19 protein-coding genes are annotated in these 16,076 nt (G+C 60.2%); 13 read left to right on the top strand and 6 right to left on the bottom strand.

The genetic code is table 11. The features are described 5' to 3' along the window. Positions 1-15: 15 nt before the first annotated feature. The 4 genes from AB4O36_RS01320 to AB4O36_RS01305 all read right to left on the bottom strand — a co-directional run bounded on the left by AB4O36_RS01320 (position 16) and on the right by AB4O36_RS01305 (position 2,030). Positions 16-303, bottom strand: a complete 288-nt coding sequence (locus AB4O36_RS01320; RefSeq protein WP_460120960.1) for a PA4642 family protein — start codon at positions 301-303, stop codon at positions 16-18. 63 nt (positions 304-366) lie between these two features. After that, positions 367-852: a hypothetical protein gene (locus tag AB4O36_RS01315; RefSeq protein WP_460140916.1), complete on the bottom strand. Its 486-nt coding sequence runs from the start codon at positions 850-852 to the stop codon at positions 367-369. 143 nt (positions 853-995) lie between these two features. Next, positions 996-1,469 carry a WbuC family cupin fold metalloprotein gene (locus AB4O36_RS01310; protein WP_460120957.1) on the bottom strand — a complete coding sequence of 158 codons (474 nt, stop codon included), beginning with the start codon at positions 1,467-1,469 and terminating at the stop codon, positions 996-998. A gap of 3 nt (positions 1,470-1,472) precedes the next feature. Further along, the gene (locus AB4O36_RS01305) at positions 1,473-2,030 is read right to left on the bottom strand and encodes a hypoxanthine-guanine phosphoribosyltransferase (protein ID WP_046030190.1); all 558 of its coding nucleotides are present in this window, start codon (positions 2,028-2,030) and stop codon (positions 1,473-1,475) included. A gap of 162 nt (positions 2,031-2,192) precedes the next feature. On the opposite strand from AB4O36_RS01305, the gene upp reads away from it, so the two are divergent. Together upp and AB4O36_RS01295 are read left to right on the top strand one after the other, a co-directional pair. Further along, positions 2,193-2,831, top strand: coding sequence for a uracil phosphoribosyltransferase (gene upp / locus AB4O36_RS01300; protein ID WP_460120956.1), 639 nt, complete (start codon positions 2,193-2,195; stop codon positions 2,829-2,831). A 2-nt stretch (positions 2,832-2,833) separates the two neighbouring features. After that, positions 2,834-4,108: a uracil-xanthine permease family protein gene (locus AB4O36_RS01295; protein ID WP_460120954.1), complete on the top strand. Its 1,275-nt coding sequence runs from the start codon at positions 2,834-2,836 to the stop codon at positions 4,106-4,108. A gap of 89 nt (positions 4,109-4,197) precedes the next feature. Here AB4O36_RS01295 and hemH read toward each other — a convergent pair whose 3' ends face one another. Further along, positions 4,198-5,217, bottom strand: a complete 1,020-nt coding sequence (gene hemH / locus AB4O36_RS01290; protein ID WP_460140915.1) for a ferrochelatase — start codon at positions 5,215-5,217, stop codon at positions 4,198-4,200. 13 nt (positions 5,218-5,230) lie between these two features. Further along, positions 5,231-6,133, bottom strand: coding sequence for a TIGR01777 family oxidoreductase (locus tag AB4O36_RS01285; protein ID WP_460120950.1), 903 nt, complete (start codon positions 6,131-6,133; stop codon positions 5,231-5,233). A 197-nt stretch (positions 6,134-6,330) separates the two neighbouring features. Between AB4O36_RS01285 and AB4O36_RS01280 the strand changes: the two genes are divergently transcribed. The 11 genes from AB4O36_RS01280 to AB4O36_RS01230 all read left to right on the top strand — a co-directional run bounded on the left by AB4O36_RS01280 (position 6,331) and on the right by AB4O36_RS01230 (position 16,023). Continuing rightward, the gene (locus tag AB4O36_RS01280) at positions 6,331-7,317 is read left to right on the top strand and encodes an NAD(P)/FAD-dependent oxidoreductase (RefSeq protein WP_460120947.1); all 987 of its coding nucleotides are present in this window, start codon (positions 6,331-6,333) and stop codon (positions 7,315-7,317) included. Continuing rightward, complete coding sequence (locus AB4O36_RS01275; RefSeq protein ID WP_460120945.1) at positions 7,314-7,529, top strand: TIGR02450 family Trp-rich protein; 216 nt, start codon at positions 7,314-7,316, stop codon at positions 7,527-7,529. The genes AB4O36_RS01280 and AB4O36_RS01275 overlap by 4 nt, the downstream gene beginning before the upstream one ends. 121 nt (positions 7,530-7,650) lie before the next feature. Further along, positions 7,651-8,610, top strand: coding sequence for a YbgA family protein (locus tag AB4O36_RS01270; RefSeq protein WP_460120943.1), 960 nt, complete (start codon positions 7,651-7,653; stop codon positions 8,608-8,610). Then, a complete protein-coding gene (locus AB4O36_RS01265; protein WP_460120940.1) occupies positions 8,610-9,551 on the top strand; it encodes a MerR family transcriptional regulator in 942 nt (313 codons plus the stop codon). Before AB4O36_RS01270 ends, AB4O36_RS01265 begins: the two co-directional genes overlap by 1 nt. 19 nt (positions 9,552-9,570) lie before the next feature. After that, on the top strand, positions 9,571-11,016 hold the full coding sequence (phrB, locus tag AB4O36_RS01260; RefSeq protein ID WP_460126550.1) for a deoxyribodipyrimidine photo-lyase: 1,446 nt from the start codon (positions 9,571-9,573) through the stop codon (positions 11,014-11,016). Continuing rightward, the gene (locus AB4O36_RS01255) at positions 11,009-11,431 is read left to right on the top strand and encodes a nuclear transport factor 2 family protein (protein WP_460120937.1); all 423 of its coding nucleotides are present in this window, start codon (positions 11,009-11,011) and stop codon (positions 11,429-11,431) included. The genes phrB and AB4O36_RS01255 overlap by 8 nt, the downstream gene beginning before the upstream one ends. After that, positions 11,428-12,210: an SDR family NAD(P)-dependent oxidoreductase gene (locus AB4O36_RS01250; protein ID WP_460120934.1), complete on the top strand. Its 783-nt coding sequence runs from the start codon at positions 11,428-11,430 to the stop codon at positions 12,208-12,210. The genes AB4O36_RS01255 and AB4O36_RS01250 overlap by 4 nt, the downstream gene beginning before the upstream one ends. After that, on the top strand, positions 12,207-13,454 hold the full coding sequence (locus AB4O36_RS01245; RefSeq protein ID WP_460120933.1) for an NAD(P)/FAD-dependent oxidoreductase: 1,248 nt from the start codon (positions 12,207-12,209) through the stop codon (positions 13,452-13,454). The genes AB4O36_RS01250 and AB4O36_RS01245 overlap by 4 nt, the downstream gene beginning before the upstream one ends. Next, the gene (locus AB4O36_RS01240) at positions 13,451-14,266 is read left to right on the top strand and encodes a DUF1365 domain-containing protein (RefSeq protein WP_460120932.1); all 816 of its coding nucleotides are present in this window, start codon (positions 13,451-13,453) and stop codon (positions 14,264-14,266) included. Before AB4O36_RS01245 ends, AB4O36_RS01240 begins: the two co-directional genes overlap by 4 nt. Beyond that, complete coding sequence (locus AB4O36_RS01235) at positions 14,253-15,524, top strand: class I SAM-dependent methyltransferase (protein WP_460120930.1); 1,272 nt, start codon at positions 14,253-14,255, stop codon at positions 15,522-15,524. Before AB4O36_RS01240 ends, AB4O36_RS01235 begins: the two co-directional genes overlap by 14 nt. Then, positions 15,517-16,023, top strand: coding sequence for a DUF2878 domain-containing protein (locus AB4O36_RS01230; protein ID WP_460120928.1), 507 nt, complete (start codon positions 15,517-15,519; stop codon positions 16,021-16,023). Before AB4O36_RS01235 ends, AB4O36_RS01230 begins: the two co-directional genes overlap by 8 nt. The last annotated feature ends 53 nt before the right edge of the window (positions 16,024-16,076 follow it).

Here is a 16,076-nt window from a genome sequence, read left to right as displayed (position 1 = left end):
CGCTCCTACAGGGGATCAGCCGCGGGCAGCGTTGATCAATTCGATGTACTCAGCGGCGTTACGCTGATCCTTGATCAACGCGACAAAATCATTGCCGTGCTCGTCCTTGCCATCGAAGTCCAGGCCTTCGGCCTTGAAGAACACCAGGAAACGTTCGAAGTCGTCGATGCGCAGGCCACGATAGGCCTTGATCAGTTTGTGCAGAGACGGCGAAGTGGCATCGACCGGTTCGAAATCGAGAAACAACTTGATCTGCTCGTCGCCGATCTCGTCACCAATCACTTGCTTCTTATCTTTACGCATTGCCGACTCCAGCTCGCAGACATTTCACGGGGACGGCAGTTTACCCCTCACTGGCCGCCCGGCTCAACGCGGACGCACGGCGCCGGTGTGCAAATCAGCCCACACGTGTCCATTGGCGTAGCTCAGGAACTGGCAATACACGGTTTCATTGCGCAACAGGTCGACGACCACACGGTACTGCGCCAGCGGGTAGAACAGCGTCAGGGTTTTGCTCTTGTCGTCGTAGATCGGCTTTTTCAGGCTTTTGCTTTCGCCATCGAAGTTGACCAGCACCTGGGTGATGGTCGCGCCCTTGTTCAGGGATTTGCCCTTGAGGCGAATCAACAACGGCGAGGTGACCGGAATCGGTTGCTGATTGGACTGGCGCTGGCTGCCGACCACCACCGAATACTCGATGACCTGCAACAGTTGTTGCTGTTCCGGCTCGGCGTCGCGCAAGGTCAGATCATCGGGGGGCAGGAACTGCGCGTGCATCGGCGCCGGCGCGGCCGCCAGGGGCAGGCTGAGGGTCAGCAACAGGGCGGTGCAGCAGCGGATCAAAGGGCTCATGACGGGCTCCAAAAGTAAACGCATCCCCCCTGTAGAAGCGAGCTTGCTCGCGACGGACGTCAACGGTAACGCGGGAAACCTGATGCTCCGCGGTGTTCTTGCGTCCATCGCGAGCAAGCTCGCTCCTACAGGGAAAGGGGGGATCAATCGAACTGCGTGCGCATCCAGGCCTGGTACTCCGCCACGCCCGGCTCGCCTTCTCGCGGCGCCCAAGGTGCGAGTTCGCCTTCGCCAACAGGGCGATAAGGCCCGGCCTTGCACTCGAACATCAGGCTGTCGGCTTCCAGCACCACGAGGCCGTGGAACACACCGATCGGCAAATCCACACCCACACATTCACCACCAGCCTGAAGAACCTGCTTTCGCACCACCCTACCGGACTCGTCGAAAATCAGCAGGCCAAGACGCCCTTTGAGTACCAGCAAGGTTTCGGCCTTGTTTTCCCCCAGGTGACGGTGAGGCGGAATGTAGGTGGTGGGTTGCAGGCCCACCGCCATTCGGTGACAGGCCTCATCCATCTCATGGAAATTGTGATGCTGGCGGCCACGCGGGTTGGCCCCGGCTTTCTCGGCAAGGTCGGTGAACAGGGTCTGGTCAAGAAAGCGCGGCGTTCCCATGGCTTACATCCCTTTAACGGCAAAAATCCCGTTGGCGTTGCGCCAGTAGCCCTTGTAGTCCATGCCGTAACCAAAGATGTAGCGGTCGATGCACGGCAGGCCAACGAAATCGGCTTTCAGGTCCGGGCGTGCCTTGCGGTCGTGATCCTTGTCGATCAACACGGCGGTGTGCACTTTGCGCGCGCCGGCATGTTTGCAGAAATCGATGATCGCACCCAGGGTGTGACCTTCGTCGAGGATGTCGTCGATGATCAGCACGTCACGGTCGATGAACGACACTTCCGGCTTGGCTTTCCAGAACAGCTCGCCGCCACTGGTTTCGTTGCGGTAGCGAGTGGCGTGCAGGTAGGACGCTTCCAGCGGGAATTGCAGATGGGTGAGCAGCTTGCCGGCGAAAATCAGGCCGCCGTTCATGACGCAGAACACCACCGGGTTGGTATCCGCCAGTTGTTCGTTGATGTGTGCACCGACACGGGCGATGGCCGCCTCGACCTCCGCTTCGGTGTACAGGCAGTCAGCCTCTCGCATGATTTGACGGATATGCTCGAGATCAGCGGACATGGTGCTCTCCAGGGGTGCAAGTTGGGAAAAGCGGGCAAAGGTACGCATCCGGCCCGGTCAGATCAAGCGTTTGTGGACTAACGTACTCTAATGTCTATAGGACAACACCCTCGGATAGATTAATCTAGGCCGGTTTTTTTGCCCGCCGCCGGAGCCTTTCCCATGCCCATCCTCGAGATCCGCCATCCGCTGATCCGTCATAAACTTGGCCTGATGCGCCGCGCAGACATCAGCACCAAGAATTTTCGTGAACTCGCCCAGGAAGTCGGCGCCCTGCTGACCTACGAAGCCACCAAAGACCTGCCGCTGGAAACCTACGATATCGAAGGTTGGTGCGGCACCGTGTCGGTGGAAAAAATCGCCGGCAAGAAAATCACCGTCGTGCCAATCCTGCGCGCCGGTATCGGCATGCTCGAAGGCGTGCTGAGCCTGATCCCGGGCGCCAAGGTCAGCGCCGTGGGCGTGGCCCGCAACGAAGAAACCCTTCAGGCCCACACCTACCTGGAAAAACTGGTGCCTGAGATCGACGAACGTCTGGCGATGATCATCGACCCGATGCTCGCCACCGGCAGCTCCATGGTCGCCACCATCGACCTGCTGAAAAAGGCCGGTTGCCGCGACATCCGCGCCATGGTGCTGGTTGCCGCCCCCGAAGGCATCGCCGCCGTCGAGAAGGCTCATCCGGACGTGACCATCTACACCGCGTCCATCGACCAGAAACTCAATGAACACGGTTACATCATCCCAGGCCTGGGCGATGCCGGTGACAAGATCTTCGGCACCAAGCAGAAGGACGCGTAACCATGCAGCAAGAGTTCAACGATCCGCTTTGGCGCACGGTGCTGTCCGGCGCGCAGATGCTGTTCGTGGCGTTCGGCGCGTTGGTGTTGATGCCGTTGATTACCGGCCTCGACCCTAACGTCGCGCTGTTCACTGCGGGTCTGGGCACGATCCTGTTCCAGATCGTCACCGGACGTCAGGTGCCGGTGTTTTTGGCATCGAGCTTCGCCTTCATCACCCCGATCATTCTCGCCAAGGGCCAGTTCGGCCTCGCGGCGACCATGGGCGGTGTGATGGCGGCCGGTTTCGTCTACACGTTCCTCGGCCTGGCCGTAAAGATCAAAGGCACCGGGTTCATTGATCGCCTGCTGCCGCCGGTGGTGATCGGTCCGGTGATCATCTCGATCGGCCTGGCCATGGCCCCGATCGCCGCCAACATGGCGATGGGCAAGGCCGGTGACGGCTCCGAGCTGATCCACTACCAGACCGCCATGATGATCTCGATGCCAGCGTTGCTGACCACCCTGATCGTCGCCGTGTTCGGTAAGGGCATCTTCCGCCTGGTGCCGATCATCTCCGGCGTGCTGGTGGGTTTTGCCATGTCGTTCTATTTCGGCGTGGTCGATACCGCCAAGATCGCCGCCGCTCCCTGGTTCGCGATTCCGGCCTTTACCGCGCCGGAATTCAACTGGCAGGCCATTCTGTTCATCGTTCCGGTGGCGCTGGCCCCGGCCATCGAGCACATCGGCGGTGTGATTGCCGTGGGCAGTGTGACCGGCCGTGACTACCTGAAAAAACCCGGCTTGCATCGCACGCTGTTCGGCGATGGCATTGCCACCACCGCAGCCGGGTTGTTCGGCGGTCCGCCCAACACCACCTACGCCGAAGTGACGGGCGCGGTGATGCTGACCAAGAACTACAACCCGAAAATCATGACCTGGGCGGCGATCTTCGCCATCAGCCTGGCGTTCATCGGCAAGTTCGGCGCGCTGCTGCAAAGCATCCCAGTGCCGGTCATGGGTGGGATCCTGTGCCTGCTGTTCGGCTCGATTGCCGCAGTGGGGATGAACACGCTGATTCGCCACAAGATCGACCTGGGCGAAGCGCGCAACCTGGTGATCGTCTCGGTCACGCTGGTGTTCGGGATTGGCGGCGTGCTGGTGGGCACCGGCACAGGTCCGGACGACTTTGGCCTGAAAGGCATCGCGCTGTGCGCGGTGGTGGCGATTGCGCTGAACCTGATTTTGCCGGGCAATGATGGCTGGAAGAACAAAAAGGCGGATGAGCCTTTGTTGTAAGCCTTGCCGATATGGTTGTTGGCGCGGGCAAGCCCGCTCCTACAGGAAGCAGCGCTGTACCTGTAGGAGCTGGCTTGCCCGCGATGCCTTTAAAGGGCCAACGGCGCTCTTTCACACAAGGCATTCAGCGCATGCGCCCACTGCGGGTCATCGTTGAGACAAGGCACCAGCACCAGCTCCTCCCCTCCCGCCTCGCGGAACTGCTCCTTGCCACGATCGCCGATCTCTTCAAGTGTCTCGATGCAATCGGCCACGAATGCCGGGCACATCACCAGCAACTTCTTCACGCCGCTTTTGGCCAGCTCATCCAAACGGGCTTCCGTGTAAGGTTCGATCCATTTCGCCCGGCCCAGTCGCGACTGGAACGATACGGACCACTTGCCATCAGGCAAGCCCATACGCTCGGCAAATACTGCCGCACTGCGCAGGCACTGTGCGCGGTAACACGTGGCGAGCACCTGAGGCGAGGCCTTGGCGCAGCAGTCAGCATCACCAAGGCAGTGCCCTGGGTTGAGCTTTTTCAGATGACGCTCCGGCAAGCCGTGGAAGCTGAGCAACAAGTGATCGAATTCCTGCTCCAGATGCGGCCTGGCACTGGCCACCAGGGCATCGATGTATTCCGGCTGGTCGTAGAACGGCTCGAGGATCGAGAACTGCAGGTCGAGTTTTCGCTCGCGCACAACGCGCTTGGCTTCTTCGATCACCGTGGTCGTGGTGCTGTCGGCGAACTGAGGATAAAGCGGTGCCAGGGTGACGCGTTTATGCCCCTGGGCGGCGAGCTGCACCAGTTTCGACTCAATCGACGGCTCGCCATAACGCATCGCCAACTCCACCGGACCGTGCCGCCACTGAGTGGTCATGGCCTGTTGCAGGCGACGGCTGAGCACCACCAGAGGCGAACCCTCCTCCCACCAGATCGAGGCGTAGGCATGCGCCGACTGTTCGGGGCGCTTGATCAGGATCAGCGAGACGAGCAAACGACGTAACGGCCAAGGCAGGTCGATCACATACGGGTCCATCAGAAATTGATTGAGGTAGCTGCGCACATCCGCCACCGACGTGGAGGCGGGAGAACCCAGGTTGACCAGAAGCAACGCGTGATCGGTCATGCAACATCCTATTTCAAAGGCGGCGGGACACGTCGTCCAGCGCCGCGCGCAAATCAGTGAACCGGAAGGTGTAGCCCGCTTCCAGCAAGCGAGCCGGCATAGCCTTCTGGCCGCCCAGCAACAACGATGACAATTCCCCAAGGCCAACTTTCAGGGCCAGCGCCGGCATCGGCATGAAGGCCGGTCGGTGCAGCACGCTGCCCAGCGTCTTGGCGAACTCGCGATTGCGCACCGGTTTGGGCGCGCAGGCATTATAAGGACCACTGGCGCTTTTCTGATGCAGAAGAAAATCAATCAGGGCGATTTCATCCTCGATATGAATCCATGGCATCCATTGCCGACCATTGCCCAAAGGCCCACCCAGTCCCAGTTTGAACGGCAGCAATAGCCGCGACAAAAAGCCGCCCTCGGCGGACAACACCAGCCCGGTGCGGATGAAGATAACCCGAATGCCCAGCGCCTCGGCTCGTTGCGCGGTTTCCTCCCAGGCAATGCACAGCTGACTGGCAAAGTCGTCGATGACCGGTGCCGAGTCCTCGGTCAATTCCCGCTCACCACCGTCGCCATACCAGCCAATCGCCGAACCCGAAATCAAGACCTGTGGTTTGTGCTCCCGCGTTTCCAGCCAGGACAGCAGGCTTTCAGTGAGGGTAATTCGGCTGCTCCAGAGGAGCGCCTTGCGCCGCGATGTCCAGGGGCGATCGGCAATCGGGGCACCCGCCAGATTGATAACCGCATCGACGGACTCCTGCCCAAGGTCCTCGAACGACGCGACACCGCGCACGCCTTCGCCACAGATTTCGCTGACCTTTGCAGGCGAGCGGCTCACCACGGTCAGTTGATGCCCTTGGCTCAGCCAGTGCCGGCAAAGTTGACGTCCTATCAAACCAGTACCGCCGGTCAGCAATATGTGCATGACTTCTTCCTCGCGTGGCGTTTTAGCCTGATCACTAGTCTATTTTTATAAGCAGGGAATCTTTGATATCGGACAGGCTCTGTGTTTAACAATAGGCCAAGCTGTCAGAACGAGAACACCAAAAGTTATACCAAAAAATAATTATGTACAGGTTTAATCTGCGGCGTAGTCTGTACAGAAAGGCAAACGAGGCCCCTATGACTGTACCTATCGCAATCATCGGCACCGGCATCGCCGGACTCTCAGCGGCCCAGGCCCTCACCGAGGCAGGGCATGTCGTTCAACTTTTCGATAAAAGCCGCGGCAGCGGCGGACGCATGTCGAGCAAACGCAGCGATGCGGGCGCCCTGGACATGGGCGCACAATATTTCACTGCGCGCGACCGCCGCTTCGTCACCGAGGTCCAGCGCTGGCAAACCAAGGGTTGGGTCGCCGAATGGGCGCCGCAGCTCTACACCTACCACGGCGGGCAACTGAATCTCTCGCCCGACGAGCAGACACGCTGGGTCGGCACGCCGCACATGAGTGCCATCACCCGAGGGCTGCTCGGTGACTTGCAGGTGCAGTTTGGCTGCCGCATCACCGAGGTCTATCGCGGTGAAGAGCACTGGCATCTACAGGACGCCGAAGGCTTTACCCACGGCCCGTTCAGCCACGTGATCATCGCCACGCCAGCCCCTCAGGCCACGGCGCTGCTGGCTTCTGCGCCTAAGCTCGCCGGAGCGGCAGCGGGGGTCAAAATGGAGCCGACCTGGGCGGTCGCCCTGGCCTTCGAAACGCCGCTGGACACGCCCATGGAAGGTTGCTTCGTGCAGGACAGTCCGCTCGACTGGCTAGCCCGCAACCGCAGCAAACCAGGACGAGACAACACCCTCGACACCTGGGTACTGCACGCAACCAGCGCGTGGAGCCGACAACACATCGACCTGCCCAAGGAGGCGGTGATCGAACAATTGCACGGTGCATTCGCCGAATTGCTGCACAGTAGCATGCCCGCCCCCACCTTCAGCGTGGCCCATCGCTGGCTCTATGCCCGACCTGCCAGCAGCCATGAATGGGGCACCCTGGCCGACGCCGACCTGGGCCTTTATGCCTGTGGCGACTGGTGCCTGTCAGGGCGGGTAGAAGGGGCCTGGCTCAGTGGCCAGGAAGCTGCACGGCGCTTGCACGAACACCTGCAATGAACCCGATCAATCCGAGCAAACTGCTGCTGTCGAAATGGACAGCAGTCCATCCGCAAAACCGCGAAAAACACTTTCTGGTGACCGACCTCTACCGCGATGATGCGGGCACCGTACTGGACGTTGAACTGCAGGCGGTGCTGACCAGGCGCAGTGAACGTCTCGATTGGAAGGCCCTGAGAAACGGCGAAGCCTGGATGCCGGGCTGGAAGTGACCCAGCACCGCGAGACGGCACAACTTATACAAACAGTTTGACTTGTATACCTTTGAATCTATGATGAACTCATGTTGTACAGAATTATTAGTCTGTACAGGTTTAGATTCGAGGTGCGCCAATGCCCGATACCCGCGTGAAACCGAAAATAGCCATCAGTGCCTGCCTGATGGGCGCCGAGGTGCGCTTCAACGGCGGACACAAGCAATCGGCCCTCTGCAGCCTCACCCTTGCCGAGTATTTCGATTTCATCGAGGTCTGCCCGGAAGTCGCGATCGGCCTGGGCATTCCCCGGCAACCGATTCGCCTGGTCGGCAATCCGGACCATCCCGAAGCCGTCGGCACCGTTGACGCCGAACTGAACGTCACTCGGCCATTGGCTGATTTCGGCGAGCAAATGGCCGGCGAACTGAGCGATATCTGTGGCTACATCTTCATGCAAAAGTCGCCGTCGTGCGGCCTGGAGCGGGTCAAGGTCTATCACCCCAACGGTGCGCCGGTCGATGGCGGAGGTCGTGGCGTCTACGCCCAGGCTTTTTGTGCGCAGCATCCGAACTTGCCAGTGGAAGAAGCAGGTCGGCTCAACGACCCGGTGCTGCGCGAGAACTTCCTCACCCGCGTGTTTGCCTACAGCGACTGGCAATGCGTGCTGCAAGAAGGCCTGACCCGTCGCGCGCTCACCGATTTCCACTCGCGCTACAAATACCTGCTGATGGCCCACCACCCGGTGCAGTACAAGACCCTCGGCAATTTGCTGGGCAACATGGGCGATACCGATCCTCGCGAACTGGGCCCGCGCTATTTCAGCGAACTGATGGCGGCATTGAAACAATGCGCCACGCGTCGCACCCACACCAATGTCTTGCAGCATCTGAGCGGCTACCTCAAGCGCTGCATCAGTGCCGAAGACAAACAGGAGGTGCAGCACGTTATTGGCCAATACCGACACGGAATCGTGCCGCTGGTGGTGCCGCTGACGCTGCTCAAACACCATTTTCGCCAACACCCGGATCCGTACATTGCGCAGCAGGTCTACCTGCAACCGCACCCGGAAAACCTCAGCCTGCGAAATGCGATCTGATGAAAAGCGCAATTGACAGCAGTGCCGGCGAAGACCTTGGCGCCGACTTCAAGAAGGCCCTCGATGACGGCTGGCTGCCGATCCGCGAGGTGGCTCGGCAGACCGGCGTCAACGCGATCACCCTGCGTGCCTGGGAGCGTCGCTACGGCCTGATCGTGCCGCAGCGCACGCCAAAGGGGCATCGGTTGTTCAGTGCCGAGCACGTGCAACGCATCCTGACGATCCTGACCTGGCTCAATCGCGGTGTGGCTGTCAGCCAGGTCAAGCAGCTGCTCGATACACCGCAGCCACACAGCGCCGCAGTAGAAAACGACTGGCACGTCCTGCGCAGCGCCTTGCTGCAAGCGGTCACGCTGTTGAATGAGCGCAGCCTGGATGACACCGTCAACCAGGCCATCGCGCTGTATCCGCCGCAAACCCTGTGCGAACACCTGCTGATGCCGTTGCTGGCCGAGCTCGAGCAACGCTGGCAAGGTCAGTTTGGCGCACAGATGGAGCGCGTCTTTTTCCACTCCTGGCTGCGCAGCAAGTTCGGTGCCCGCATTTACCACAACAACCGCCAATTGCGCGGCTCGCCGCTGCTGCTGATCAATCATTCGGACCGGCCACTGGAACCTTACTTGTGGCTGACCGCCTGGCTGATCAGCAGCGCCGACTGCCCGGTGGAGGTGTTCGACTGGCCACTGCCGACAGGCGAACTTGCATTGGCCATCGATCACCTGCAAGCGCGTGGCGTACTGCTCTACTCCAGCACAGCCATCAACTTGGCGCAGTTGCCAAAGCTGTTGAATGGCGTCAGTTGCCCAAAAATGATCGCTGGACCGACCGTGTGCATCCACCACGCCGAGTTGACGCTGAAAACCTCCGAGATCGCTGATTTGTCCCTGGCCGAAGATCCGTTATCGGCGCATCGGCAATGGGCTCAGCGCGGGCTTTATTAAGATGAGTGCCAATAACAGCATGCAATTGATCTGGCTGCGCAGTGACTTGCGCCTACATGACAACACCGCCCTCTCGGCTGCAGCAGCCTGCGGACCGTGTGTCGCGGTCTATCTGCTCAGTCCTGGACAATGGCAAGCGCATGATGACGCGCCCTGCAAGGTGGATTTCTGGCTGCGCAACCTCGGCGAGTTGAGCAAGGCACTGGGCGAACTGCACATTCCCTTGATGATTCGTACGGCCAACCATTGGGATGAAGCGCCCAAGGTCCTGCTCGACCTTTGCCGTCAATTGAACATTGAAGCGGTGCATGCCAACGAGGAATACGGCATCCATGAAAGTCGTCGTGACACGGCCGTGGCCGACCTGCTGAACCGGCACGACATCACTTTTCACAGTTACCTGGACCAATTGCTGTTCAAGCCCGGGACCGTGCTGACCAAAACCGGCACTTACTTCCAGGTGTTCAGCCAGTTCCGCAAGGTGTGTTACGAGCGCCTGCACCGTTCGCTGCCAAGCCGGGTGAAAGCACCGTCAGCGCAAGCGAAGCTGGACATCGCCAGCGACGAGATCCCCTCGCAGATCGAGGGCTTCGAGCCTTGCGGCGAAGCCCTGCGCAGTCTCTGGCCGGCGGGTGAAGCTGAAGCGCAACGGCGCCTCGAGTCGTTCACCGATGTGCAGATCGACTACTACCAGAGCGAGCGTGACTTCCCTGCCAAACCCGGCACCAGCCAGCTCTCGGCGTACCTCGCTGCCGGTGTCATTTCCCCGCGCCAATGCCTGCATGCGGCCTTGCAGAGCAATCAGGGCGAGTTCGAAAGCGGCAAGGTCGGCGCGGTCACCTGGATCAACGAACTGCTGTGGCGCGAGTTTTATAAACACATTCTGGTGGGTTACCCCCGGGTCTCGCGACACCGCGCCTTCCGCCCGGAAACCGAAGCCCTGGCCTGGCGCAAGGCGCCCAAGGAGCTCCAGGCCTGGCAGCAAGCACGCACCGGCCTACCAATCATCGACGCGGCGATTCGCCAACTGCTGGAAACCGGCTGGATGCATAACCGCCTGCGCATGATCGTGGCGATGTTCCTGACAAAAAACCTGCTGATCGACTGGCGCGAAGGCGAGCGGTTCTTCATGCGTCATCTGATCGACGGCGACCTTGCGGCCAACAACGGCGGCTGGCAGTGGAGCGCGTCCACCGGCACCGACTCGGCACCCTATTTCCGGATATTCAATCCGATCAGCCAGTCGGAAAAATTCGACCGCGAAGGCGTGTTCATCAAGCACTGGCTGCCGGAGCTGGCCGACCTGAACAAAAAGGATGTACACAACCCGGCCCACCTCGGTGGTCTGTTCGGGGTAGCGGATTATCCCTCGCCCATCGTCAATCTGAGCACCTCGCGTGCACGTGCATTGGCCGCGTTCAAGGACTTGCCATCACGACAACCTGCCGGAGAGGATCATGAGTGATTTCCTGCGTGGTTTTGCGCGGCAGTTTGCCAAGCTGGACAAAGACAATCTTCAGCACTTGGACGCGCTGTACACCGCCGACGTGCACTTTACCGATCCGCTGCATGACGTACAGGGACTGGAAACACTGCGTCGCTATTTCACGGCGCTCTACGCCAATGTCAGTGAGCTGCGCTTCGACTTTCATGGCTTTGACCAGATTGCCGAGGGCGAAGGCTACCTGCGCTGGGTCATGAGTTATCGCCATCCGCGCCTGGCCGGCGGTCGGCTGATTCGCGTTGACGGATGTTCGTACCTGCGCTGGCGCGACAAGGTGTATCGCCACCGGGATTACTTCGATGCTGGCGCGCTGCTTTATGAACATGTGCCCGTGCTGGGCCGGGCGATTGCCTGGTTGAAAAGGAGGATGGGATGAGTCGTACACCTGCAAGACGGTATTGGCTGACCGGCGCCAGTAGCGGCATTGGCGCCGCACTGGCCGAAGAAATATTGAAAACCGGCGCGCAACTGGCTGTCAGTGCCCGCTCGGTCGCGCCCTTGAAAATCCTCTCCAAACGCTATCCGGGGCAAGTGCTGGTGGTGGCGGGTGATCTGACCGACAGCCAGACCGTACGTGAAATCGGCGAACAAATAGCCGACTTCTGGGGCGCACTGGATACGGTGATCTTGAACGCTGGAACCTGCGAATACGTCGACGCTCGCCAGTTCGATGCCTCGATCATCGAGCACGTGGTGCGCACCAACCTGCTGGCCAGCAGTTACTGTATCGAGGCCGCCTTACCCCTGTTGCGCAAGGGTGTCGCTCCCCATCTGGTGGGCGTTGCCAGCTCCGTGACCTACCTGCCGCTGCCACGAGCCGAAGCCTATGGCGCGTCAAAAGCGGGGTTGCGGTATCTGTTCGAATCCTTGCGCCTGGACCTGGCGCCGGACGGCATTGAAGTCACCGTGGTCAGCCCGGGTTTCGTCGAGACACCCCTGACCGCAAAAAACGATTTCCCCATGCCTCTGAGTTGGCCAGTGGGCAAAGCCGCACGTCACATCTTCGCCAAACTCAAGGATCGCCCCCTGGAAATCGCATTCCCGGCGCTGTTCATGGCGGCGCTCTGGCCCCTGTCGAAAATGCCCAACGGCGTGAAGTTCGCCATCGGCAAACGCATGGTGCGCAGCAATCCACCGATCAAGGATGAGACGTGAACATCGCAATTATCGGTAGCGGCATCTCGGGGCTGACCAGCGCTTACCTGCTCAATCGCAACCACGAGATCACCCTGTTTGAAGCCGATGATCGCGTCGGTGGCCACACCCACAGCGTGGACGTGAGCGTCGAGGGTCACCGCTATGTCGTGGACACCGGCTTCATTGTGTTCAACGACTGGACCTATCCCAATTTCATTCGTCTGCTGGAGCAGATTGGCGTGAGCTTCAAGCCGACGCAGATGAGTTTCTCGGTCATGGACCCCGACAGTGGCCTGGAATATAACGGCAACAACCTCAACAGCCTCTTCGCTCAGCGCCGCAATCTGCTGTCGCCCGGGTTCTGGGGAATGCTGCGAGACATTCTGCGTTTCAACAAACAAGCACCACGCGACCTCGCCGAGGGCCGCATCGCCGCCGATACCAAGCTCGGGGATTACCTGGCGGCGAACGGCTACGGCGAGCGCTTCACCCTGCATTACATCGTGCCGATGGGCGCCGCCATCTGGTCCATGTCCATGGCCGACATGCTCGGTTTTCCATTGCAGTTCTTCGTCCGCTTTTTCAAGAACCACGGCTTGCTGTCGGTGCGCAATCGACCTCAATGGTGTGTGATCGAGGGCGGATCAAGTGCCTATGTCGAACCGCTGACCGCGTCGTTCAAACATCGGATACGCCTTGGGTGCCCGGTGACACGGGTCGAGCGCACGACCGAAGGCGTGGTTATCCACAGCGCCGCCGGCAGTCAACGCTTCGACAAAGTGGTGTTTGCCTGCCACAGCGTCGAAGCGCTGAACCTGTTGGCCGACCCCAGTGCCGCCGAACAGTCGATCCTCGGTGCCCTGCCCTACGCCAACAACGAAGTGGTGCTGCACACCGACACACGGCTGCTGCCCACCCGTAAATCGGCCTGGGCCAGCTGGAATTACCGCCTCGGTGGCAGCGGCCACACCCGAGCCGCCGTGACGTACAACATGAACATTTTGCAGGGTATTGAGAGCGACACCACGTTCTGCGTCAGCCTCAACCAGAGCGCCGGCATCAGCCCATCGAAAGTGCTCGGCAAATTTACCTACGCCCATCCGCAATACAGCGTGACGGCGATAGCGGCACAGCAACGTTGGGAAGAACTGAACGGCGCGCAGCACACCTTCTATTGCGGCGCCTACTGGGCCAACGGTTTTCATGAAGATGGCGTGGTCAGCGCATTGCGCGTGGCCCGGTCATTTGGGCTCACACTGTGAACAGCGCCCTCTACAGCGGCTGGATACGCCACCGCCGATTTTCCCCAAAGCAGCATGAGTTCCGTTACCGGATCGGCCTGCTGTACCTCGATCTGGATGAGCAGGACGCCGTACTGGGCTTGTCGCCGCTGTCGGGCAATCAGCGTTTCTCGGCTTTTTCGTTTCGTGAAAGCGATTACCTCAAGGCCTATACCGGCAACGGCATGCGCTTGAGCGATGCGGTGCGCGAACACGTCGGCCAGGCGATTGGTCATGTGCCGCAAGGCTCGATCTGCTTGCTGACCCAGCCGCGCAGCTGGGGGTTGTCGTTCAACCCGGTGAGCTTTTTCTACTGCTACGAACTTGACGGTCAATTAGCGGCGATTCTCGCCGAGGTCACCAACACGCCCTGGCGCGAGCGCTATCACTATGTATTGCCGGCCAGGACGCCCGATGACCTGCACGACTTTCATCAGCATTTTCGCGTGGCCAAGGCCTTCCATGTGTCGCCCTTCCTGCCGCGCGATCTTGAGCACCGCATGAGCTTCAGCCCCGCCGCTACGAGGCTGGGGATACACATGGCCGATTGGCAGGGCAATCGCAAGCTGTTCGATGCCACGCTCAACCTCGAACGCGAAGCGCTGGATCGCACCAGCCTTCATCGTTACTTGCGGCGTTTCCCGTGGATGACCGCAAAAACCTGCCTGGGAATTTACTGGCAAGCCCTGCGCCTGCTGCTCAAACGCCTGCCGATCTTTGCCCATCAGGCGGCCGATGGCAGCTCCCGAACCGCGACCATTGCGCCCAAGGACCACCGTCATGAAATCCATTAGCGTCTCGGGCAGAACCCACCTGCTTGCCATCAACGGCCTCAGCGGATCGCTGCTGCGCCGTGGCGTCCTCAGGCAACTGGCACGCCTCAAAAAGGGCCAACTGGTGATTATCGAAGAGGGCGAGCGCCTGGTATTCGGCAGCGCCGGCAGCGCTTTGCAAGCGGAGATCCAGGTCCTCGATGCTGCCGCGTGGGGATTGGTGGCGAGCAATGGTTCAATCGGAGCCGGCGAAGCCTTTATCCATGGCTACTGGAGTTCGCCGGATTTGACCGCCGTGGTCCGGGTGTTTGTCAGCAACCTTGAGGTGCTGGACGCAATGGAAGGCGGCCTGGCCAAACTGGGCCGGCCAGTCGTTCAAGCGCTCCACTGGCTTAACCGTAATACGCGCAAAGGCTCACGCCAAAACATTGCCGCTCATTACGACCTGGGCAATGACCTGTTCGAACAATTTCTCGATCCGACCATGATGTACTCCGCCGCCCAGTTCCGCAGCCCCGACGACAGCCTGGAACAGGCGCAGTTGAACAAGCTGGAGCGCATCTGCCGCAAACTCGACCTGAAACCGAGCGATCACCTGCTGGAAATCGGCACCGGCTGGGGCAGCATGGCGCTGTACGCAGCACAAAACTATGGTTGCACGGTGACCACCACCACGCTGTCCAGGGAACAGTACGCCTTCACCGCACGGCGCATCGAAGCCCTGGGGCTGCAAGAACGGGTGACGTTGCTGCTCACGGACTATCGCGATCTCACCGGGCAATACGACAAATTGGTGTCGATCGAGATGATCGAAGCGGTGGGGCACCGCTTTCTGCCCACTTACTTCAAGCAATGTGCACACCTGCTCAAGAGCAACGGCTTGATGCTGTTGCAAGCGATCACCATCCGCGAACAGCGTTACGAACAGGCCAGGAACAGTGTCGACTTCATTCAGCGCTATATCTTTCCCGGTGGCGCCCTGCCCTGCGTGCAGAAGATGCTGGAAATCGTCAGCCGCGACACCGACATGAACTTGCTGCACATGGAAGATTTTGGTTTGCACTACGCGCGAACCCTGCGCCTGTGGCATGAGAATTTTCGCCGTGCCCAGGGACGCTTGAGCGAGCTGGGCTACGACGAGTGCTTCCTGCGGCTGTGGGAGTTCTACCTGTGTTATTGCGAGGGGGGCTTTCTGGAGCGCACCATCGGCACTGCACAATTGCTGCTGGCCAAGCCTGCGGCGATGCCGGCGCCGTTGCTTGGCCAATTCGATGCCTGAACGGCTGATCAACGCGCTGTTGTTTCAGATCGGATGGCTGGCTTGCGTAATGGGTGGCAACAGCCTGTGGTTGTTGGTGGCCATGGGAGTGCTGGTGTTCCATCTGCTGTGGATAAGTCGCTGGGCGGACGAAGGCCGATTGATCCTCAGCGTGGTCCTGCTGGGCACCACTGTCGACAGTTCATTGCGCTGGCTGGGGGTGTTCGACTTCAACGATATCGCACCGCTGATTCCTCTGTGGCTGATGCTGATGTGGGCACTGCTGGCCACAACGTTGCGCCATAGCCTGCAATGGACGGCCAGCCCCTGGTGGCTGGCAAGCCTGCTTGGGGCCGTGGCGGGCCCATTGTCGTATTACGCCGGAGGACAACTGGCCGGGGTGCAATTTCCCTACGGCCAGTGGCCAACCCTGATCGGCCTCGGCGTACTCTGGTCGCTAGTGTTACCGACGCTGCATTTCATGGCCAGGCGGCTGGCGAACTGCGACCCTCGACCCTAAGCGTCCGTCAGACCTTTCACACAGCGGCGATCAGCTGACTTACACTGCGCGCC

This window comes from Pseudomonas sp. S2_E01 (genome assembly GCF_054668365.1).
The sequence above is the reverse complement of the archived record's forward strand: the minus strand, read 5'-3'. Positions and strand labels throughout refer to the sequence as shown.

What these genes read in the sequence shown, in the direction of transcription:
- AB4O36_RS01320 (WP_460120960.1), bottom strand. Translation starts at nt 303, where the DNA reads ATGCGTAAAGATAAGAAGCAAGTGATTGGTGACGAGATCGGCGACGAG.
- AB4O36_RS01315 (WP_460140916.1), bottom strand. Translation starts at nt 852, where the DNA reads ATGAGCCCTTTGATCCGCTGCTGCACCGCCCTGTTGCTGACCCTCAGC.
- AB4O36_RS01310 (WP_460120957.1), bottom strand. Translation starts at nt 1,469, where the DNA reads ATGGGAACGCCGCGCTTTCTTGACCAGACCCTGTTCACCGACCTTGCC.
- AB4O36_RS01305 (WP_046030190.1), bottom strand. Translation starts at nt 2,030, where the DNA reads ATGTCCGCTGATCTCGAGCATATCCGTCAAATCATGCGAGAGGCTGAC.
- upp (WP_460120956.1), top strand. Translation starts at nt 2,193, where the DNA reads ATGCCCATCCTCGAGATCCGCCATCCGCTGATCCGTCATAAACTTGGC.
- AB4O36_RS01295 (WP_460120954.1), top strand. Translation starts at nt 2,834, where the DNA reads ATGCAGCAAGAGTTCAACGATCCGCTTTGGCGCACGGTGCTGTCCGGC.
- hemH (WP_460140915.1), bottom strand. Translation starts at nt 5,217, where the DNA reads ATGACCGATCACGCGTTGCTTCTGGTCAACCTGGGTTCTCCCGCCTCC.
- AB4O36_RS01285 (WP_460120950.1), bottom strand. Translation starts at nt 6,133, where the DNA reads ATGCACATATTGCTGACCGGCGGTACTGGTTTGATAGGACGTCAACTT.
- AB4O36_RS01280 (WP_460120947.1), top strand. Translation starts at nt 6,331, where the DNA reads ATGACTGTACCTATCGCAATCATCGGCACCGGCATCGCCGGACTCTCA.
- AB4O36_RS01275 (WP_460120945.1), top strand. Translation starts at nt 7,314, where the DNA reads ATGAACCCGATCAATCCGAGCAAACTGCTGCTGTCGAAATGGACAGCA.
- AB4O36_RS01270 (WP_460120943.1), top strand. Translation starts at nt 7,651, where the DNA reads ATGCCCGATACCCGCGTGAAACCGAAAATAGCCATCAGTGCCTGCCTG.
- AB4O36_RS01265 (WP_460120940.1), top strand. Translation starts at nt 8,610, where the DNA reads ATGAAAAGCGCAATTGACAGCAGTGCCGGCGAAGACCTTGGCGCCGAC.
- phrB (WP_460126550.1), top strand. Translation starts at nt 9,571, where the DNA reads ATGCAATTGATCTGGCTGCGCAGTGACTTGCGCCTACATGACAACACC.
- AB4O36_RS01255 (WP_460120937.1), top strand. Translation starts at nt 11,009, where the DNA reads ATGAGTGATTTCCTGCGTGGTTTTGCGCGGCAGTTTGCCAAGCTGGAC.
- AB4O36_RS01250 (WP_460120934.1), top strand. Translation starts at nt 11,428, where the DNA reads ATGAGTCGTACACCTGCAAGACGGTATTGGCTGACCGGCGCCAGTAGC.
- AB4O36_RS01235 (WP_460120930.1), top strand. Translation starts at nt 14,253, where the DNA reads ATGAAATCCATTAGCGTCTCGGGCAGAACCCACCTGCTTGCCATCAAC.
- AB4O36_RS01230 (WP_460120928.1), top strand. Translation starts at nt 15,517, where the DNA reads ATGCCTGAACGGCTGATCAACGCGCTGTTGTTTCAGATCGGATGGCTG.